General features: G+C 74.4%; 8 protein-coding genes. 7 read left to right on the top strand and 1 reads right to left on the bottom strand.

The annotated features are described in order from the left end of the window. On the bottom strand, positions 1–510 hold the full coding sequence (locus tag KME66_RS26075) for a GbsR/MarR family transcriptional regulator (RefSeq protein ID WP_216326603.1): 510 nt from the start codon (positions 508–510) through the stop codon (positions 1–3). A 200-nt stretch (positions 511–710) separates the two neighbouring features. Here KME66_RS26075 and KME66_RS26070 point away from each other — a divergent pair, with 200 nt between their 5' ends. The 7 genes from KME66_RS26070 (at position 711) to KME66_RS34470 (ending at position 18,510) form a co-directional block, all read left to right on the top strand. Next, entirely contained in the window at positions 711–1,382 is a 672-nt protein-coding gene (locus KME66_RS26070) for a YitT family protein (RefSeq protein ID WP_216326601.1), read from the top strand. 295 nt (positions 1,383–1,677) lie between these two features. Further along, complete coding sequence (locus KME66_RS26065) at positions 1,678–2,193, top strand: hypothetical protein (protein ID WP_216326599.1); 516 nt, start codon at positions 1,678–1,680, stop codon at positions 2,191–2,193. A gap of 133 nt (positions 2,194–2,326) precedes the next feature. Then, positions 2,327–3,070 carry a 4'-phosphopantetheinyl transferase superfamily protein gene (locus tag KME66_RS26060; RefSeq protein WP_216326597.1) on the top strand — a complete coding sequence of 248 codons (744 nt, stop codon included), beginning with the start codon at positions 2,327–2,329 and terminating at the stop codon, positions 3,068–3,070. An 87-nt stretch (positions 3,071–3,157) separates the two neighbouring features. Further along, on the top strand, positions 3,158–4,594 hold the full coding sequence (locus KME66_RS26055; protein WP_216326595.1) for a PfaD family polyunsaturated fatty acid/polyketide biosynthesis protein: 1,437 nt from the start codon (positions 3,158–3,160) through the stop codon (positions 4,592–4,594). Between the two features lie 49 nt (positions 4,595–4,643). Further along, a complete protein-coding gene (gene fabD, locus KME66_RS26050; RefSeq protein ID WP_216326593.1) occupies positions 4,644–5,510 on the top strand; it encodes an ACP S-malonyltransferase in 867 nt (288 codons plus the stop codon). A gap of 29 nt (positions 5,511–5,539) precedes the next feature. After that, the gene (locus KME66_RS26045) at positions 5,540–11,392 is read left to right on the top strand and encodes an SDR family NAD(P)-dependent oxidoreductase (RefSeq protein WP_216326567.1); all 5,853 of its coding nucleotides are present in this window, start codon (positions 5,540–5,542) and stop codon (positions 11,390–11,392) included. An 11-nt stretch (positions 11,393–11,403) separates the two neighbouring features. Beyond that, the gene (locus tag KME66_RS34470) at positions 11,404–18,510 is read left to right on the top strand and encodes a type I polyketide synthase (RefSeq protein WP_216326564.1); all 7,107 of its coding nucleotides are present in this window, start codon (positions 11,404–11,406) and stop codon (positions 18,508–18,510) included.

Here is an 18,510-nt window from a genome sequence, read left to right as displayed (position 1 = left end):
TCAGGCGCCGCGGGTCCCCTCCTGGGTACCCTGCTCCGCTTCCCAGCGCTTCCAGAGCATCGGCATCTCCTTGGCCAGCCACGTGTAGAAGTCGTGCATCGTCTGCAGCCGCTCCTTGCGCCGCGCCGGGGCGTCCTCCAGGATCCGCAGGCCCTGTTCGGTGATGTCGACGAACGACTGGTAGTGGTCCGACTGGCTCTTGGCGAGCGTCGGCCACACGCCTTCCTTGATGCGGTAGTAGTCCCTGCGCTCCCCGGGACGGGAGATCCTCTCGACCATGCCGCTCGGCACGAGGAAGCGCGTGGCGGCGCTCACCGAGCCCTTGCTGGCCTGGAGCACCTCGACGAGATCACCCGCGGTCTGCTCCGGCGGATCGCAGATCAACAGCCAGGCGAGGACCCGGCCGGCCATGCGGAACAGCCCTTGCCGTTCAAGGCTGATGGCGGCGTCCTCGACGAAGGCCAGCTCTTCCTCCGTAACCGCGGTCCTACCCTGTGCATTCTGTTCCATTTGTTCAGGATACACCGAACATTGAGAACAGACCGATCCCTCAAGCGGCCGGGCACCCCTCCGCGACCCTCGCGGCACGTGACGCGCCCCTTACCTTTTCTGCAGATCCCTCTTCAATTGCCCTGATAAACGGCTTACATGGGCATTCGTAGGGTGAGGGCGAGCGCAGCGGATCACCAGCTCCCGACCAAAGGATCGCCATGCCTCGACTGCCCGCACTCGTCACCGCACTGCCGCCCGGCGACCTGGCCGCGCGCCTCGGCATGTACCTGGCCGGCTGCGCCGTCTTCTCCTCCGGGGCGACCCTGTTCATCCACTCCGACCTCGGCACGGACCCCCTCGACGTCCTCGCCCTCGGCCTCCAGCGCCACATCCCGATCACCATCGGCATCGCCCAGGCCGGGATCGCCGCGGTCTGCATCGCGATCTGGTCCGCCTGGAACCGGCGCCGCCCGGTCATCGCCCCGTTCGTCACGTTCCTCCTGTGCGGCAGCCTGATCGACCTGCTGCTCCTGACCGACCTTTCATGGATCGGCGGCACCCCCTCACTGGCGGCCGCGGTCCCGCTGTGCGCGTACGGCTCGGCCCTGATCATCATGAGCGGCATCGGCATCCGCGCCATGGACCTGGTCGCGATCTCCATGACCCAGCGCTGGAGGTGGCCGTTCTGGGCCGCCAAGGGCGGCACGGAGGCGGTGCTCCTGGGGTTCGGATACGTCCTCGGAGGACCCGTCGGCGTCGGCACGCTGTGCTTCCTGATCTTCGTCGACGGGCTGATACAGCCGTTCATGGCGCTCAACCGGAGAGCCCTGCGGCTGCGGAACCACGGCCTGGCCGAGGCCGGCGCGCAGGCCGCGCGCGTCTCCGCCTGACCCGGTGGCGGGCGCCGACGACCGGCCTCCCGCACTCCCGCGTCCCGACGCCGGAGCTCCGCGTTTTCCGGAGGACAAGAATGCGGGAGCGGGACACCACGATTGCGACAGGCCACGACCAGGAGAAGGTAAAACGGAATGACAGGGGAATGTAAGGGCCGCCGCACGTTCCGCATATTCCCTGTTCAGCAAGGTACTTGAGGTAAGAGAAACAACAAACGACACTCATCCGGAATCGACACAAGCGTTCGATCAAATACTTGACCGAGAATTCCGGAAGCCAATACTTGAGGGCATGACAGAAAAAGCAGAGGGCGCCATTTCCGAGCGCTCGACCCTCACCGAGGCCGAGAAGAGCTTCGTCCACAAGATCGCCGAGCACTACCACATCACCGACGGGATGGAGTGGGAGCGCGGCTACGTCATCGGGTGGATGATCATCAACTACCCCGCGAAGCAGAGCGCCGACGACATCGCCACGACCCTGGACATCCCGCGCGAGCCGGTGGACTGGATCGCCGACCTGCTGACCCCGCCGGGCGTGTACACCCGCGAGGAGATTCCGGGTACGGACGACTACTACATCACGCTCAACGACAGTGCGTGGCCCAACGCCGTGGAGCACTCCTTCCGCCGGATTCCCGAGTTCCACGCCGCCGTGGTCCACGGGCTCGAGGTCCTCAAGGACCAGCCCTCCGAGCGGCTGGAGCGGCTGGCGCGCATGGAGGAGCTGTACGGCGTCATCTCCCGCAAGATCGAGGGCGTCTTCGACGTCTTCGAGGAGCACCGGAGCAAGGCGTCCGCCTCCTGAGCACGCGCCCGCGGTAACCCGTCGAGGCGTCTCCGGGGCGCAGCGTCCCGGAGACGCCCCCGTCCACCGCCCGGCCACCCCCTTCGGGGCGGGAGCCGCGTGCACACCGCAGTCCGGAGAGCACCGAGGGACCATGACCAGGGAACCCCACGCCACGCTGGGCGTGACCGACGTCCACCTGTGGATCGCGTCCTGCGACGGACCGGACGGCGAGCCCAGCGGCCTGCGCGAGCACGAGCCGGTCCTCTCCGCCCAGGAGCGCGACCGGGCCGACCAGTTCCACTTCCAGCACGACCGGGCCCAGTTCGTGCTGGCGCGGTCGCTGCTGCGCCGCTGCCTGTCCCAGTACGCCGACATCGAGCCGTCCGCGTGGGAATTCGAGTTCAACGCGTTCGGGAAGCCCGCCGTGCACCACCGGCTCGGTGTCGACCTCGACTTCAACCTCTCGCACTCGCGGGGGATGTGCATGCTCGGCGTCACCAGGGGGCGCCCCATCGGGGTGGACGTGGAGAAGCGCGACGCCCCGATCTCCCTCCCGGACCTGATCCACCAGGTCATGTCAGAACCCGAGATCGAGGAACTGCGCAGCCTGCCCGCCCGCGCCTGGAAGAGCCGGTTCCTGGACGTGTGGGTCTTCAAGGAGGCGTACGCCAAAGCGCGCGGTCAGGGCATGTCCCTGCCGTTGAAGGACATCTCCTTCCTCTTCCCCGACGGCCGCACCCCGGAGCTGAGGCTCAAGCCCTCGCTGGCCGACCGGCCCGACCACTGGCTCTACGACTTCGTCAGGGTGCCGGCCGACTTCCACGCGGCCATCTGCATCGGACGCCGTCGCGACGAGGAGCTGCGGCTCGTCGTACGCGAGCCGGACCGGCTGTAGCACTCCCCCGCACCGCACCGTCATCGCAGCGCGCGGCCCCGCCGGGTTCGTCACGCCGCCAGCCACTCACGCCCTGGGAGGACTCCCGTGCATTCGCCCCACGGTACGCCAGGTCCACGGGCCGCCCCGTTCCCCGGCCCGGAACTGCGGCCGGAGGACCTCGGCAGCGCCGGTTTCCGAGCCGACCACTCGGTCGCGTACGCCTACGCGACGGGCTCGATGTACAAGGCCATCGCTTCGGTGGACCTCGTCGTCCGGATGGGGCGGGCCGGGCTGCTGGGCTACTTCGGAGCGGGGGGGCTGAGCGACGACGAACTGGCGGCGTCGATCCGGCGCATCCGCGCGGAGCTCGGCGGCCACGGCCCCTTCGGCGTCAATCTCCTCTCCTCCCGCCCGGAACGGGAGGAGCGCGGCGTCGACGTCTGCCTCGCCCACGGCGTACGCCGCATCGAGGCCGCGTCCTTCGTCCGCATCTCGCCGGCCCTCGTCCGCTTCCGGCTGACCGGCGCCCACCGGGACGGCGGCGGTGCGGTGCGCACGCCGAACCTGATCATGGCCAAGGTCTCGCGGCAGGAGGCGGCCGAGGCGTTCCTCTCCCCGCCGCCCCCCGCGATCGTCCGCGATCTGGCCGCCGCCGGCCGGATCACCCCGCAGGAGGCGGAACTCGCCGGCGCGGTCGCCATGTGCGACGACCTCTGCGCCGAGGCGGACTCCGGCGGCCACACCGACCAGCGCCCGATGACCGCCCTGCTGCCCGCGATGCTCAGCCTGCGCGAGCGGATGGCGTTCACCGGTCCGGCGGGCCGGGTGCGCATCGGCGCGGCGGGCGGCATCGGGACGCCCGAGGCGGCGGCCGCCGCCTTCGTCATGGGCGCCGACTTCGTCCTCACCGGCAGTGTCAACCAGTGCACCGTCGAGGCGGGCACGTCGGACGCCGCGAAGGACCTGCTGCAGCGCGCCCAGGTGCAGGACACCATCCTGGTCCCGGCGGGCGACATGTTCGAGATGGGCACCAAGGCGCAGGTCCTGCGCCGGGGCCTGTTCTTCCCGGCCCGCGCCAACAAGCTGTACGAACTGTGGCTGCGGCACGACTCGCTCGACGAGCTGGACCAGGACACCGCCGACCACGTGCAGCGACGCATCCTCGGCCGTTCCTTCGACGAGGTGTGGCAGGAGATCAAGTCCCGCTACGTCGACAGCAGGCCCGCCGTCATCGAGCGGGCGGAGCAGGACCCCAAGCGCCGGATGGCCCTCACCTTCACCTGGTACTTCGCGAAGGCCACCCGCGTCGCGATGGAGGGGGACGCCGGCAGCCGCGTCGACTTCCAGATCCCGTGCGGCCCCGCGCTCGGCGCGCTCAACGAGCGGCTGCGCGGCACCCCGCAGGAGGACTGGCGTCACCGTCACCCCGACGACATCGCCCGACTGATCATGACCGGCGCGGCGGAGCTCCTGTCCCGCGCCGCGCACCTCCCCACGCCGTCCACGACCGTCGCCGCGGGCCGGGTGGGCGTCCGGCCCTGACCGCCGGACACCCGCCCGGCCCGCCCCCGTCCCATCGGAGACCCAGGACATGACGCTCATCCACGTGTTCCCCGGCCAGGGCTCTCACCGCCCCGGCATCGGCAAGGACCTGTTCCCCCGGTTCCCGCACCTGGTGCGGCAGGCCGACTCGGTGCTCGGGCGGTCGATCACGGACCTGTGCCTCAACGGCTCCGCCGAGGAGCTGACCGACACCCGCAACACCCAGACCGCGATGTACGTCGTGGGCGCGCTGTCCTACCTGGACGCCGTACGGACGACCGGGCAGGTGCCCGACGCCGTCGCCGGCCACAGCCTGGGCGAGTACGTGGCGCTCTTCGCGGCCGGCGCTTTCGACTTCCTCACCGGGCTCGAAATCGTCGTCCGGCGCGGCGAGCTGATGGCGCAGGCGCCAGCGGGCGGCATGGCGGCCGTGATGGGCGCGGAACCCGAGCGGATCCGCGAAGTCCTCGCCCGGCACGCGCCCGGGGTCGACATCGCCAACCTCAACGCTCCCGGCCAGACCGTCGTCGCCGGCCCGGCCGACCAGCTCAAGGGGCTCGCCGCCGCGTTCGGCGACGAGGCCGGGGCGGTCGTCCCGCTCAAGGTCGGCGGCGCCTTCCACTCCCGGTACATGGCGGACGCGGCCGAGGAGTTCGGCGCCTTCCTCGCCCAGTACCGGCTCGGACCGCCGCGTATCGAGGTGGTCTCGAACGTGACCGCACGGCCCTACGGACCCGATGAGCCGGCCGGTCTGCTCTCCCGTCAGATCGCCTCGCCCGTGCGCTGGTCCGAGAGCGTGGAGTACCTGCTCGGCCACCCGGACGCGGAGATCCGGGAGCTCGGGCCCGGCCAGGTGCTGACCGGTCTCGTCGCCCAGATCAGAGCAGCCCGCCGAGCGCTGTCCCCCACCGCGTGACCCCACGAGCATTGAGTCGAGAGGCGATCATGGAAGTCCACACGACGCCGACCCGGGTGCGGGCCACAGCCGCCGTGGTCGAGAAGTTCCGGCATGCGAGTGCCGATGACAATCCGTTGCACGTCGACGCGGGTTACGCACGGCGCACCGCGTTCGGTGAGCCCGTCGTCTACGGGGTGCTCGGCGCCCTGGTCGCCCTGTCCGGTCTCGCACCGCGTCCGGGCCGGAGCCCGGTCCGGATCACGGCGCGGTTCCAGTCTCCCGTCCACGCCGACCAGGACTACACCTGCGAGGTGGCCGAGGACTCCGCCGCCCGCGCGGTGGTCCGGCTGCGGGACGGCGCCCGCACGCTCCTGGAGGTGACCGCGGAGTTCCGCGAGGGCCCCGGCGCCGACGCGGGAGCGGTTCCGGAGAACGCCGCGTCCGCGCCGGCCGGACAGCCGCGCGACGCCGACCTCGACGCGTTCACCCCGGGACTGGTCATCGGTGAGGGCTACGCCCCCCGCTGGGAGGCGGTCGAGGATCTGGTGGAGCGGCTCGGGCTGCGTGAGCGGGGTTTCGGCCCCGTCCCGGTGGGCGTGCTGGCCTGGATCAGCTACCTGGTCGGCATGGAGGCCCCCGGCCGGGCCGCGCTGCTGTCCGACTGCACGGTGGACTTCGAGGACACGGCCGGCACCGGCCCCTTCACCGCGCACGCCGAAGTCGCCGACGTGCAGGAGCGGTTCCGGATGCTGCGTCTGGAGGGCACCGCCACCGCGCTGGGCGTGCGCGCCCGCGCGCAGGTGCGCGCCTTCCACCGCGCCGAGGTCGCCGCCTGCGACGTCACGGCGCTGACCGGGCTGCTGCCGGACGGCGAGCCGCTCGCCGGGCGCACGGCCCTGGTCGTCGGCGCCAGCCGGGGGCTGGGCGCCGCGATCACCCAGGCGCTCGCCCTGCAGGGCGCAGAGGTGTACGCGGGGTTCCACCGCAGCGCCGAGGACGCGGCCGCGCTGGCCGGCCGACTCGGTACGGCGGGGGGACGGATCCATCCGGCGCCCGGCGACGCGGGTGACCCGTCGTGGGCCGCGGACGTCCTGCGGCGCATCCGGGAGGAGCGCGGCGGTCTCGACCTTCTCGTACTCAACGCGTGCCCCACTCCGGCGGAGTTGCCACTGGAGCCGACGGCCTCCCGGCGGGCCGCCGACCATGTGGCCCGCGCGGTGGCTCTCGCCCGCGAGCCCCTCGCCGCCGTCGCCGCCGAGGTGGCCGGACGCGGCGGCCGCGTGGTCGCCGTGTCCAGCGCCTGGACGGCCGCCCCGCAGCCGGGCTGGTCGGCGTACGTGACCGCGAAGTCCGCCGTCGAGGGGCTCGTGCGCGCGGCTGCCGTCGAGCACACCGGGGCGTCGTGGACCATCGCCCGTCCGCCCCGGCTGCGTACCGCCATGACCGCCACGCCGCTGGGCGGCGACCGCGGCGCCGCGGTGGAGCCGGTGGCCGCCGCGGTGGTCCGGGCCGCCGCGTCGCCCGCCGCGCCGGGCCGGGTGGGCGTCCTCTCCTTCACGGAGGAGGGCGAGGAGGTCCCGGAGGCGGGGAGCGCGCTTCCCGGACCGCGGGGCGGAGCGGCCCCGGTCGTGCCCTCACCCGGGGCGGCGGCCGAAGCCGTCGACGAGCCCGACGGCCGGCGCCCGGCCACCCTCGCCGTGGCCGCGACCTTCACGCTCGACCCCCTGCTCCTCCCCTTGCAGCACTGGTGCGACCGGCTGGGCCTCGGCCTGCGGGTGGCGGCCGCCGACTACGGGCAGGTCTTCCAGGAACTGCTCGCCCCGGAAGGGGTGTTCGCGTCCGTCGACACCGGTCTCAAGACCGTGCTCGTACGCAGTGAGGACTGGCCGGCCGGGGAGAGCGCCCGTACCGCCGAGGAGTTCGCCGACGCGGTGCGGGCGCACGCGGGCCGCAGCCCGGTGCCCGTGCTCGTGTCGCTGTGTCCGCCGTCCCCGGCGAACCGGGACGGCCGGGGCAGGGACAGCGAGCTGACCTCCGCCGAGGAGCTGATCGTCCGGGCCCTGGCCGGCGTCTCCGGTGTCCACGTCCTGGGCCGGGAGCGCTGGGCGGGCGGCATCGTCCCGGCCGGCCGGGACCACTACGACGCGGCCCGCGACGAGGCGGCCCACATCCCCTTCACGCAGGAGGGCTGTGTCGCCCTGGCGGCGGGCGTGGCGCGTGCCGCGCACACCGCGCTGACGTCTCCCTCGAAGGTGATCGTCCTCGACTGCGACAACACCCTGTGGGGCGGCGTCGTCGGAGAGGACGGGCCCCGGGGGATCCGGCTCGACGCCGCTCATCTGGCCGTCCAGGAGTGGGCGGTCGCCCGCCAGCGGGAAGGCGTGCTGCTCTGCCTCGCCAGCAAGAACGAGGAGGCGGACGTCGCCGAGGTCTTCGCCGTGCGCGACGACATGCCGCTGCGGCCCGAGCACCTCACCGCGCGGCGGGTGAACTGGGAGCCGAAGCCGCTGAACATCGCGGCGCTCGCCGCCGAACTCGACCTGGGGCTGGACAGTTTCGTCTTCCTCGACGACAACCCGGTGGAAGTCGCCGCGGTCCGCGCGGCGCACCCCGAGGTGCTGGCGCTGCAACTGCCGGTGGACAGCGAGGACGTTCCCGGCTTCCTGGACCGGATCTGGTCCCTCGACCGGCTCACCGTCACCGACGAGGACCGCCGGCGTACCGACTTCTACCGTGCGCGGAGCGACCGCGACGCGATGCGCCGCAGCTCGGCCTCCCTCACGGACTTCATCAACGGCCTCGAACTGTCCGTCGACGTCGCGCCGCCCACACCCGAGCAGCGCCCGCGTGTCTCCCAACTGACCTACCGAACCAATCAGTTCAACCTGTCGACGGTCCGGCGCGGCGAGCCGGCGATCCAGGCGCTGCTGTCCGACCCGAAGGTGCGCGTCCGCACCGCCCACGCGAAGGACCGCTTCGGTGACTACGGCCTCGTCGGCCTCGCGATCACCCGGGAGGACCCCGAGGGGGCCTCGGCGACGCTCGACACGTTCCTGATGAGCTGCCGTGTGCTGGGCCGCGGCGTGGAGCACGCCTTCCTGTCCGCCGTCGCGGCCGAGCTGGCGGACGCCGGAGTCGGCGAGCTCGTCGCGCCGTACGTCGCCAGCGAGCGCAACAGCCCGGTGCGGCGCTTCTTCGACTCGGCGCTCGGCGCGTTCGCCGGGGCGGACGGGGACCACGAGGACCAGGGCGTCGTCTACCGGGCGCCGATGTCCGCGGTCGCGTCGGTGACGTTCGAACCGGAGGAGCCGCAGGCCGACGACGACGGGGCCGCCCGGCCCGCCGCGCGACCGGCGGGCACGCGGCCGGAGACGGGCGTGCGCGAGACCGTACGGCGGCAGGCGCTGGCCGAGCTGGCCCAGGACAGCGACCCGCTGTCGACCGTTCTGCGGGCGACCCAGCCCTCCGCACGGCTGACCGGGGCCGCGCTCCCGACGGCGCCCGCGCCCGCGGCACCCGCCGGCGGCACCCTGGCCGAGGCCCACGAGACCGTCCGCACCGTCGTCGGCGACGTCCTGGGGCTGCCGCTGACGGACATCGGGCCGCACACGCCGCTCGAAGCGATCCGGATGACCTCCCTGGCCGTGGTGGACGCCATCATCCGTCTGGAGAAGCGGTACGGACGACTGCCCAAGACCTTGTTCTTCGAACACCGGACGCTCGGCGACATCGCCGCGGCCCTGGCGGGCGAGGACGCGGACGGCGACGGCCCCACGGGGCCGCGGGAGCCACGGTCCGCGCCCGACGGCGCCGAGGCGGAACCGTCACCCCCGCCGCCGCTTCCCGTGGCGGCCGGCAGCGGCCCCTCCTCCGCGGAGGGTTCCCCGGCCGTGCCCGAGGACGACCCGGTCGCGGTGGTCGGCCTGGCCGGGCACTACCCCGGAGCCGACAGTCTCGACGAGCTGTGGCAGAACATCCTGGACGGCCGCAGCGTGGCCCGCCCGGTCCCGGCCGACCGCTGGGACCACGGCGCGGTGTACGCCCCCGAGGGCGGGCAGGGCCGCACCTACAGCGGGATCGGCGCGTTCCTGGACGGTGTCGCCGACTTCGACGCGCTGTACTTCGGCATCGCCCCGCTCGACGCCGAGCAGATGGACCCCCAGCAGCGGCTGTTCCTGCAGACGGCGGTGGAGGCCGTCCAGGACGCCGGGTACGACCGCCACACCCTCGGCCGCGACGTGGGCGTGTACGTCGGCGCGATGGCCGACGACTACCGCACGTTCAGCTCGAACGGCGCACCCGCAGGCCACGCCCCCTACCCGTACGCCGACACCTACGCGATCGCCAACCGGGTCTCGTACTTCCTGGACCTGACCGGCCCCAGCATGGTCGTCGACACGGCCTGCTCCGCTTCGGGGGTGGCCCTGCACCTGGCGTGCGAGGCCATCCGGCGTGGCGACGTGGGGGCCGCGATCGCCGGTGGCGTCAACCTGGTGCTGCATCCGGTGCGCCACATCCAGTACGCGCAGATGGGCATGTTGTCGAGGGCCGGGGCCTGCCGGCCGTTCGCGGACGGCGCCGACGGCTTCGTGATGGGCGAGGGCGTGGGCGCGGTTCTGCTGAAGCCTCTCTCCAGGGCGGTGGCGGACGGCGACCACGTGTACGGCCTGATCCGCGGCACCGCGGTCAACTCCGGCGGCCGCACCAGCGGGTTCACCGTGCCGAGCCCGGAGGCGCAGGCGTCCCTCGTCTCGTCGGCGCTGCGCGGCGCGGGCGTGGCTCCCGCGACGCTCGGCTACGTGGAGGCGCACGGCAGCGGTACGTCGCTCGGCGACCCGATCGAAGTGCGGGCCCTGACCCGGGCGTTCGGGCCGCGTGAGCAGGCGGGCAGCTGCGCGCTGGGCAGCGTGAAGGCGAACATCGGGCATCTGGAGCCCGCCGCCGGCATCGCCGGTCTGACGAAGGTGCTGCTGCAGCTGAAGCACCGGACACTGCCGCCCACCCCGCACGCCGGCACCCCCAACCCCTTCGTCGAGCTGGACGGCGGCCCGTTCCGCCTCCAGGCCGCCGCCGCACCGTGGGAGCCGGTCGGGCGGGAGGCCGACGGCGGCGTCCCGCCGCTGCGGGCCGGCGTCAGCTCCTTCGGCGCGGGCGGGGTGAACGCCCACCTGGTCGTCGAGGCCTACACGACGCCGCACCCGGAACCGGAGGAGGACGTGGTGCGTACCGAGCTCTTCACCCTGTCGGCCCACACCGACGAGCGCCTGCGGGAGTCCGCTCGCCGGCTGGCGGACCATCTGCGCGGCCCGGGGCAGCACGCCCGGCTCGCCGACGTGGCGCACACGCTGCGGGTCGGACGGGAAGCCCTCGACGTGCGGGCCGCGTTCACGGCGTCGGACCACGCGGCGGCCATCGGTGTGCTGGAGCAGATCGCGGACGGCGGCGCGGAGGCGTCGTCCCGCGTCCACAGCGGACGCCCGGCACGCGGCGGACCGCTCTCCGGGCTCTTCGAGGACCTGACGGGCGGCCGGGAGTTCCTGGCGTCGCTCGCCGCCCGGGGCGAGTGGGCGGCGCTGGCACGGCTGTGGGTGCACGGCGCCCCGCTGGACCGGGCCGCGCTGCTGCCCGCCGCACGCCGCACCCCGCTGCCCGCGTACCCCTTCGAGCGGGTGCCGTACTGGCTGCCGTCGGCCGCCCTCCCGCCTCGGACACCGGCCCCGGGGCCGCGGCGGACGACACCCGGCCGCGCCGAGCGAGGCGCCGGCCGCGGCGTGGACACCCGCTGGGAAGCCGCCCCCGGCGTGCGCCGGCCGGCGCCGGCGCCCCGGCCACGGTCCTGGTCCTGGACCCCCCCGGCGCCCCGCCCCTGCCCGGCACCGGCGAGGAGCAGCCGTGGCTGAGCCTGCGCGCGGTGGAGTACGCCCCCGGTGAGGTCCCGGAGGCCCCCGAGGCTCCCGTGGTCCGCCGCGGGAACTCCGACGACCTGCGGGCCCTGCTGGAGCGGGCGGGCGCCGACGGGCCCGTGGTCCTGGTCGACCGGCGGGGTCTCACCGGCGGCGCGGAGCGTGCCGAGGACGCGGCGGCGACCGTGGCTCAGCGGCTGCCCGCGGAGCTGGGCCGCGCCGTCTCGGTCGGTGCGCTGCCCCCGCTCACCCACCTGCACGTCACGTCCGCCGAGCACGAGGATCCGGTCGAGGCCGCCGTGGCCGCCTTCGGGCGCGCCGTCGCCCGGGAGACCGGCCGCTACCGCCACGTGCGGGTCGAACTCGCCGACGGGGTCGACCCGTCCCTGGCGGCACTGGTCGCCGAGGCGGGCGGCGCCGACGCGGAGATCCGCCTGGGGAGCGAGGGGCGCTGCGTCCGGCGCTTCACGGAGACCGGACGCTCCGGCGGTGAGGGGCCCGGCTTCACGCAGGGGGGTCACTATGTGGTCACCGGTGGCTCCGGGGCCATCGCCCGGCTGGTCGCGGTGCACCTCGCGCAGCGGTACGGGGCGAAGGTGACGCTCATCAGCCGTTCGGCTCCCGGGCCCCGGGACGAGCGGCTCTGCTCGCAGCTGCGGTCGCTGGGCGGCGACGGACTGTACGTCCGGGCCGACGTCACCGACCGGGCCGCACTGGACGCCGCACTGGGCACGGCACGGTCGCGCTTCGGCCCGCTGGACGGCGTCCTGCACACGGCCGGACTCATCGAGGACGCGCTCCTCCCGGACAAGGCGGACGAGTCGATCCTCCGGGTGCTCGCGCCGAAGACCACCGGAACGGCGCTGCTCGACGAGCTCACCGCGCAGGACGACCTGGGGGTCTTCGTCCTCTTCTCGTCGGTCGTGGGCACGGTCGGCAACACCGGGCAGAGCGACTACGCCGCGGCCAACGCCTACCTGGACGCCTTCGCCGTACGCCGCGCACGGCAGGTGGCCGGGGGGAAGCGCAGGGGACGCACCGTCTCGCTCGCCTGGCCCCTGTGGGCCGAGGGCGGTATGCGACTGGACGCGGAGGCCGCGGCGATGGCGGTCACGGCGATCGGCCTGGTACCGGTCGGTACGGCGGAGGCCCTGCGGCTCCTGGAGGACGCCGTGCGGTCCGGCGAGCCCCGCCTGTACGTCTCGTGCGCCGGGGCCGACCGGACCGTGACCGCGCTGGGACGCGCCGGCCTCGCCACGCCCCCCGGAGCCGGGGGGCCCGCGCCGGCCACGCCCGGGGACCACACGGCGGAGGCCACCCCTTCGGCGGTCCGGGCGCTCGTCCTCGCCCGCATCGCCGAGGTGGCCCGGGTCGCGCCCGAACGCCTCGACCCCGCCACCGAACTCGGCGCGTACGGCTTCAACTCGGTGCTGCTCACCACCCTCGCCAACCGGCTCAACGACACGTTCACCACGGCACTGACACCGGTGACGTTCTACGAGTTCCCGTCGGCGGACGCCCTGACGGAGCATCTGCTCGCCCGGCGCGACATGGTCGTGCCCACGGCTGCGGTCCCGGCCGCGCATGCGGCTCCGGCCACGGACGGGGCCCCGGCCATTGCCACGGCCCCGGATGCGCCCCCGGCAGCGGTGCTGGCCGCGGCCTCCGTACCCGCCGGCGCCGACCGCAGCAGCCGAGGCGCCGTGCACGCCGACGCCGGCCGCGCCCTCACCGACGCCCCGGACACGGAGCGCGAGGCGATCGCCGTCGTGGGTCTCGCGGGCCGCTTCCCCGGGGCGCCCGACGCCGAGACGTTCTGGCAGAACCTCCTGGCGGGCCGGGACCTGGTCACCGAGGTCCCCGCAGAGCGGTGGAACTGGCGCAGCTACGAAGGCGATCCGCGCCGCGAGCCCGGCACCACCGACTGCCGGACCGGCGGATTCCTCGACTCCGTCACCGCTTTCGACGCCGCCCACTTCTCGCTCTCCCCCCGGGAGGTGTCGCTGATGGACCCGCAGCAGCGGCTCTTCCTGGAGACCTGCTGGCACGCTCTGGAGAACGCCGGGTACGACCCCCGGTCGTTCGCGGGCACCCGCACCGGCGTCTTCGCCGGCGCCACGCTGCACGACTACCTGGACGTGCTCCGCGAGCACGGCACGGACGTCGCGGGCCACACCGTGACGGGCAACGTGCACGCCATCGTCGCCAACCGGGTGTCCTACCTGCTGGATCTGCGCGGCCCCAGCGAGACCGTGGACACCGCCTGCTCCAGCTCCCTCGTCGCCCTGCACCACGCCCTGGCGGCCCTGCGCGCCGGCGAGTGCGACGCTGCACTCGTCGGCGGGGTCAACGTCGTGATGACCCCGACCTGGTACGTGTCGCTCAGCCGCGGCGGGATGCTGTCGGCGGGCGGCCGCTGCCACACCTTCGACAGCCGCGCCGACGGCTACGTACGCGCCGAAGGCGTCGGCGCCGTCCTGCTCAAGCCGCTCTCCCGGGCGATCGCGGACGGCGACACCGTCCACGCGGTGGTGCGCGGCTCCGCCGTCGGCCACGGCGGACGGGCCCACTCGCTGACCGCGCCCACGCCGCGCGGCCAGGCCGACACGATCGTCGCCGCGCTCCGCGACGCGGGGGCCGACCCCGCGTCCATCGGCTACATCGAGGCGCACGGCACCGGCACCAGGCTGGGCGACCCCATCGAGGTCCAGGGGCTCAAGCAGACGTTCGAGCGGGCGGCCGGGGCCGAAGTGCCCGAGGGCACGACGGTCCTCGGCGCGCTGAAGGCGTCCGTCGGGCATCTGGAGAGCGCGGCCGGCGTCGCGGGGCTGATCGCGGCGGTCCACGCCCTGCGGGACCGCACGCTGCCGCCGGTGGCGGGCCTCGGCGAACTCAACCCCTACCTGGAGCTCGCCGGTTCACCTTTCCGGGTGCTGCGCGAGGCGCAGCCGTGGACGGCGCCCGACGGGGGGCCGCTGCGGGCCGGGGTGAGCTCGTTCGGCTTCGGCGGGGTCAACGCCCACGCCGTCCTGGAGGAGCCGCCCGCCCCGCCGGACCGGCCCGCGCCGGAGCAGGCTCCCCAGGTCCTGGTCCTGTCGGCACGGACACGTGACCAGCTCAGGACGCAGGCACGGCGGCTGTGCGACTTCGCCGCCCACGCGGACGTACGCCTCGACGATCTGGCCTGGACGTCGCAGACCGGCCGGACCCCGCTGGCCGAGCGGCTCGCCGTGGTGGCGTCCTCCCTGCCCGAACTGTGCGAGCGCCTGGAGGCGTATCTGGGCGACACCGGTGAGGCCGGCAGCCCCGCCGCGCACCTGGGCGGACCGCACCCGAACGCCGCCGGGGCACCGCCGGTGCGCCCGGCCGATCCGGCCGACGCCGCGGTCCGCTGGGCCGCGGGTGAAGCGGTGGACTGGACGGTGCTGCACCACGGTCCGCGGCGGCGGATCCCGTTCCCCGGCTACCCGTTCGACCACCGCACGGAGTTCGGCCCCTCCGGCGTACCGGCCGGGGCGGACACCGGCTCCGGGGGCATGGGCTCGGAGGGCACCGCCGAGGAACCCGGGTCGGCCGTCGCCCCCGCCACCGGGGCGCCGGCCGAAGCGGACGGCGCGGTCCCCGCCCTGCTGACCCGCGCCTGGGAGCGGGCGGCCCTGCCGGCCCGGTCCGGCCCCGCCCGCAAACTGCTCGGGGTGCTGGTCGTCGGCACCCGCGACACCCTGGGGTTCGCCGAGGCCGCCGCACACGCCGCGGGCGCGGACAAGAGCGGCTGGGTCGTGGTGCGGGAGCGGAGCCTGCTGCCGCGCCTGGGGCCCGACGAGTACGACCTGGACCTCTCGGACCACGCGGCGGGACGCCTGGTCGCGGAGCAGCTGTGCGAGCGGTACGGACAGCTGGACGCCGTCGTCGATCTGACGGACATCTCGGACGGCCCCGATGACGGGGCCGAGGTGCCGCCGGCCCGTGAGGCCGCCCGTATCGGCCTGCTCCAGGAACTGATCCGCCGCTCCACGGCCGCGGGGCACGAACTCGGCGTCCTGCAGGTGACACGGGGGCGGCAGCGGCTGGGGAACTCCCGTCCGCGGGCGCGGGGCGCGGCCATGGCGGGCCTGGTCCGCGCGGTCGGCGCCGAGTACAAGGCGGTGCGCGCCGCGTCGGTCGACCTGGATCCGCTCATGACCTCACCGGACGAGGTGCTCGCGGCTCTGCGCGCGGAGCTGGGCGCGGCGTCGGGGACCCCGGCGGACGTGTGCCTGCGCGGCCCGGAACGCTACGTCCCCGGTCCGCTGCGCACCGCCCCGACACGGCCCGGACGTCCTTCGCTCGACCCCGAGCGCACCTATCTGGTGACCGGCGGCACCGCGGGCCTCGGCCTCGCCGCCGCGCAGCGCCTGGTCGAACTGGGCGCCCGCAGGCTGGCGTTGCTCGGCCTGCGGCCGCTTCCTCCGCGCGACCGGTGGGCCGGCATCGCCGCCGGACCCGACGCGTCCCGGGACCTCGCGGACCCGCGCACCGCCGAGCTGGTGCGCACCGTCACGGCCCTGGAGGACCTGGGCGTACGCGTGGACATCCACACCGGTCCGCTCACGGACGGGGCCGCGCTGGAGGCGTTCCTGGGCCGCGTGCGCTCGGAACTCGGGCCGGTGGCGGGCGTGCTGCACTGCGCGGGGTCGGTCGACCGCCGGCACCCGGCGTTCGTCCGCCGTTCCCCCGAGGCCGTGGCCGCCACCTGGGAGCCGAAGGTCTCCGGGCTGCGCGTCCTCGACGAGCTCGTCAGCGCCGACCGGCCGGACTTCTTCGTCCTGTACGCGTCGGTCTCCGCGGTGCTGCCGCACCTGGGGGTCGGGCTCGGCGACTACGCCGGGGCCAACGCCCACCTGGAGGCGTACGCGGACGAGCGCAACGCCGCCGAGGGGCCGGACGGCACCCGCTATCTCGCCGTCGCCTGGGGCAGCTGGACCGGCCTGGGCATGGGCGAGGTCACGGCGGACGCCTACCGGACGGCCGGCTTCGGCGCCCTGACCCGCGAAGGCGGGCTCGGCCTGCTGGAGCAGGTGGTCGAAGGGCGGATCGAGGGGGCCGTCGCGGCCGCCGTACGCCCCGGCGCCTTCCCGCCCGCACCGGGCGCCGCCGCCCGGCCGGCCCAAGGCCCGGCCGGCCCGTCACGCGACGGACACAACACCGGCGACCACGGCACCGACGACCTTCCGGACTCCTCCGGGGGCCGGACCGACGAGCAGAAGGAGCACCAGGTGACGACCTCCGACGGCGCCCACGGCGCGGCCGTCAGGGCGGCGGTCGAGGACTTCCTCCTCGACCTGATGGCACAGGAGCTGATGCTCCCGAAGCATGCGGTGACCGCCGACGCCTCCTTCGCGGATCTGGGCGTCGACTCCATCCTGATCGCCGGGATGGTGGGCCGGCTCGAAGAGCTGACGGACGCACCGCTCGACCCGTCGGTCGTCCTGGAGAACCCGACGGCCGCGCGGCTCTCCGTCTTCCTGACGGAGACGTTCCCCGAGGGCGTCGGGCGGTGGGCCGCGGACCGGGGCGCCGGCCGGACGCCCGAACCGGCCGCCGGGACGCCGGTCGCGCCCCGGCCGCGCCCCGCGGCGGAGGCTGCCGCGCCGCCCGGACCGCGTCCGCTCGCCGTCATCGGGATGGCGAGCCGGTTCCCGGGCGCGCCGGACACCGACGCCTACTGGAAACTCCTGGCGGAGGGCCGCAGCGCGATCGGCGAGGTGCCCGCGTCCCGCTGGAGCACGGCGGAGCTGTACGCGGCGGACCAGCGGCCGGGCCGTTCGCTGTCCCGGTGGGGCGGGTTCCTGGACGGGATCGAGGACTTCGACCCCGAGCCCTTCGGGATCGCCCCGGAGGACGCCGCCCATGTCGACCCGCTGATCAGGCTGGTCCTGGAGATGGCCGAGCAGACCTTCCGTGACGCCGGGTACGAGCGGTCCGCGCTGGCCGGCTCGCGCACGGGGGTGTTCGCCGCCGCGCAGACGGGCGCGTACGCCTCCCGTATCCGCGTCCCGCACCGCAACACCGTCACGGGCCTGAACCAGAACTTCGCCGCCGCCCATCTCGCCCAGGTCTACGACCTGCGCGGCCCGCACTTCGTCGTCGACACGGCCTGCTCGTCCTCGCTGGCCGCCCTGGCCATGGCCGAGCAGTCGCTGCGCCTCGGCGAGTGCGACACGGCGCTGGTCGCGGCGGCGGACCTGCTGCTCGACGAGATGCCGTTCCTGAAGCTGAGCGCTTCCGGCGCCCTCTCCCCCGGCGAGCGGTGCCGGGTCTTCGACTCGGGCGCGGACGGCCTCGTGCTCGGCGAGGGCGCGGGCGCCCTCCTGCTCAAGCCCCTGGACAGGGCGCTCGCCGACGGCGACCGGGTGCACGCGGTCGTGGAGTCCGCGGCGGTCAACAACGACGGCCGCACCATGGGCCTGACCACGCCGAATCCGGACGCGCAGGAGGAAGTGGTCCGCCGTGCCCAGGAGCTGGCCGGCGTCGCCCCCTCCGGCATCGGATACGTCGAGGCCCACGGCACCGGGACGATGATCGGCGACCCGATGGAACTGCGCGCCCTCACCAGGGCGTTCGGCTCGGACGGCGGCCGGCACGGGTACTGCGCGGTCGGCAGCGTCAAGTCCAACATCGGTCACACGCTGATGGCGGCGGGCATGGCGGGGCTGCAGAAGGCCGTCCTGGCGCTGCGGCACCGCCTCATCCCGCCGACGCTGCACTGCGAGACGCCCAACCCCCGTTTCGACTTCGGCCGTTCGCCGTTCTTTCCCAACACCGAACTGCGGGACTTCACGCCCGTCGACGGGGTCCGGAGGGCAGGCGTCAGCGCCTTCGGGTTCGGGGGCGTCAACTGCCACGCGATCCTGCGCGAGCCCAGCGCGGCCGAGCTCGCCGGGCGTCCGGGCGAGCGCCCGAGCCTGCCGCCGGCGGTCTTCCGCCGGACCCGCCACTGGGTCGACCGGGACGTACCGCAACCCGCACCCGCCCCGCACCCGCCGTCCTCCGCCTCCGCGCCTCCCCTCTCCCCCGCGCCCGCGGCGCACACCGCCGCCGGCCGCCCGATCCTGCCGCTCGAGGAGCTGAACTGA

The organism is Streptomyces sp. YPW6 (assembly GCF_018866325.1).
Taxonomy (GTDB): domain Bacteria; phylum Actinomycetota; class Actinomycetes; order Streptomycetales; family Streptomycetaceae; genus Streptomyces.
Note: the sequence above shows the minus strand (reverse complement) of the source record. Positions and strands in the feature narration are given on the sequence as shown.